Source organism: Propionivibrio sp. (genome assembly GCF_049316945.1).
GTDB lineage: Bacteria > Pseudomonadota > Gammaproteobacteria > Burkholderiales > Rhodocyclaceae > Propionivibrio.
Map to the genome: position 1 here is coordinate 1 of NZ_JBMOJE010000362.1, position 1,825 is coordinate 1,825.

The 1,825-nt window shown below is 49.7% G+C and carries 3 protein-coding genes; 1 reads left to right on the forward strand and 2 read right to left on the reverse strand.

Translation table 11 applies throughout. The features are described from left to right. The first annotated feature begins 46 nt into the window (after window positions 1–46). On the forward strand, window positions 47–322 hold the full coding sequence (locus ACOYNV_RS28160; protein ID WP_422903133.1) for a hypothetical protein: 276 nt from the start codon (window positions 47–49) through the stop codon (window positions 320–322). A gap of 458 nt (window positions 323–780) precedes the next feature. Here the strand turns inward: ACOYNV_RS28160 and ACOYNV_RS28165 are convergent, their stop codons facing one another. Next, on the reverse strand, window positions 781–1,146 hold the full coding sequence (locus ACOYNV_RS28165) for a helix-turn-helix domain-containing protein (RefSeq protein WP_422903134.1): 366 nt from the start codon (window positions 1,144–1,146) through the stop codon (window positions 781–783). Next, window positions 1,136–1,504, reverse strand: a complete 369-nt coding sequence (locus ACOYNV_RS28170; protein WP_422903135.1) for a type II toxin-antitoxin system RelE/ParE family toxin — start codon at window positions 1,502–1,504, stop codon at window positions 1,136–1,138. Before ACOYNV_RS28170 ends, ACOYNV_RS28165 begins: the two co-directional genes overlap by 11 nt. Window positions 1,505–1,825: the final 321 nt, after the last annotated feature.

Consider the following 1,825-nt stretch of genomic DNA (forward strand, 5'->3'; position numbering starts at 1 on the left):
GCCAGACCGATAAAAAGCCGGTACCACGATAATTTACCAGGTCCATGTGGGGTACGTGCCGGGTTGTGATCGCACAGGGCATCCGATTGCCAAACCGAATGAAATCCCGGTGGAGTGCGGCGTGATGGTATTTCAGAACAACCAGTATGAGGTCACGCGCATGGAACCAAAAAAGACGGTCAATCAACTGCCATTCACAGTCTGGATGGCGTTGGCCAAGGCCACACCTCGACGTGTTTCTGAATTGCAGGACTCGCAAGTTGAATTCAATGTGGTCGAATCTGTTGCGTCACATGAAACTGAAAATGGCAGATGCGACTGACGAAACTGACAAAAGTCCAAAAACACGCGTTTCGTCAGTTTTGGCCGTACCCGGCAAGCCTGCATTTTGAACGTGACACTACGAGTGTGTTCTGTCAATATGCTGCCCTGGCGCATCCAAATTCTGCTTTCAGATTTGCACTGGGTGAACGGTTTGTAGAAGGATCGACGTGTACTTGAATCTCAATGGGTCTATTCCTCGCCCCTTGGGGCGATATTCTGATGCCTAAGCATCAGAGGATGTTCGGTATTTTGGCTGTTGGTTACCCATGGATACTCCGCAGCTTGCTGCGGGGATGTTCATTGGTTGCCTTCAACGGTATTGGAGACAAATTTCAGGCGTCTGCTTGGAAAATAGCCCGGAAACTTGTTCCACTTAATTTTATATACGGGTGGTGAGCAGACGTAGTCCATTAACATCCAGATGGACTGGCGAGGGCTCAAAAAAGTGCGTCTCCATCAGGTTGCAGCCCACACCATCATTGAGCCAGCACCCACAGCCTCTGCGCTTGCTCGCGGGCGGATGAAAATTTCAACATCGCGGTTCAGCAAGGTTATGCAATGTAGAAGTCGCTCACTGGAGAATCGACTTAACTTGTAATTTTTCAGCTCAGATATATGGGGCTGGGCTATCCCCAGTCGTTTGGCCGCAGCCGTTTGGGTGAGACCTTCGGCCTTTAGCAGATCATTCAAGCGTATTGCCAATTGCACACGAAGCTGCCGCTCTTCAGGGTCAGGAAGTCCCAAATCGACAAATACGTTGCCGGAGCCGACATCAACAGCGTCAACTGTCTCAATAACGACAGGTTTTGTTTTAGCTTTCATGATGCTCCTTGTAATGTTGCTGCGCCAGTTTGAGTCGCTCATGGATCAAATCAATGTCACTTTGGGCAGTGCGGATACCGCTATGGGACTTCTTCTGGAAACAATGCAGTACGTAAACCGCTTTGGCAAAGCGCACGGTGTAGACTGCCCGATAGGTGTCACCCATATACTTTTCCACCAACTCCAACACGCCCGAACCCTCGCCTTTCCACGGCTTGGCTTGTGCAGGTGTGGCTCCCATTTGCACAGCTGCCAAAGCGTATCCAAAGTCATCCACCACATCGGCTGGCAAGGCAATCAGATCCTTTTTGGATGAACCAATCCAGTGAAGCGGTTTTTCTTTAGGTGATATTGGCAAGCGCTAATTATACCGTTTTAGGTATTTTCAAGGCTCGTTCAAAAAATGATTTTTAGGCGATTTACGCCTTCTATCAACCCAACAAGTTGTCTCAAATCAGGCAGCGATGCCGATGGTGCCGAAAGTGCGGACAAGCGCATTACGAAGAGCGACGTAGTGCCGATCCGACAGGCCATTGGATCGGGGGTGGGACATCTTGTCGGCTGATTCCAGCCAGAGTCGGCTTGATCACCTTCTCGCGCAGCAATAGATACACCTCGAAGTGTTTCTGAATTGCAGGACTAGCAAGTTGAATTCAATGTGGTCGAATCTTCTGCGTCA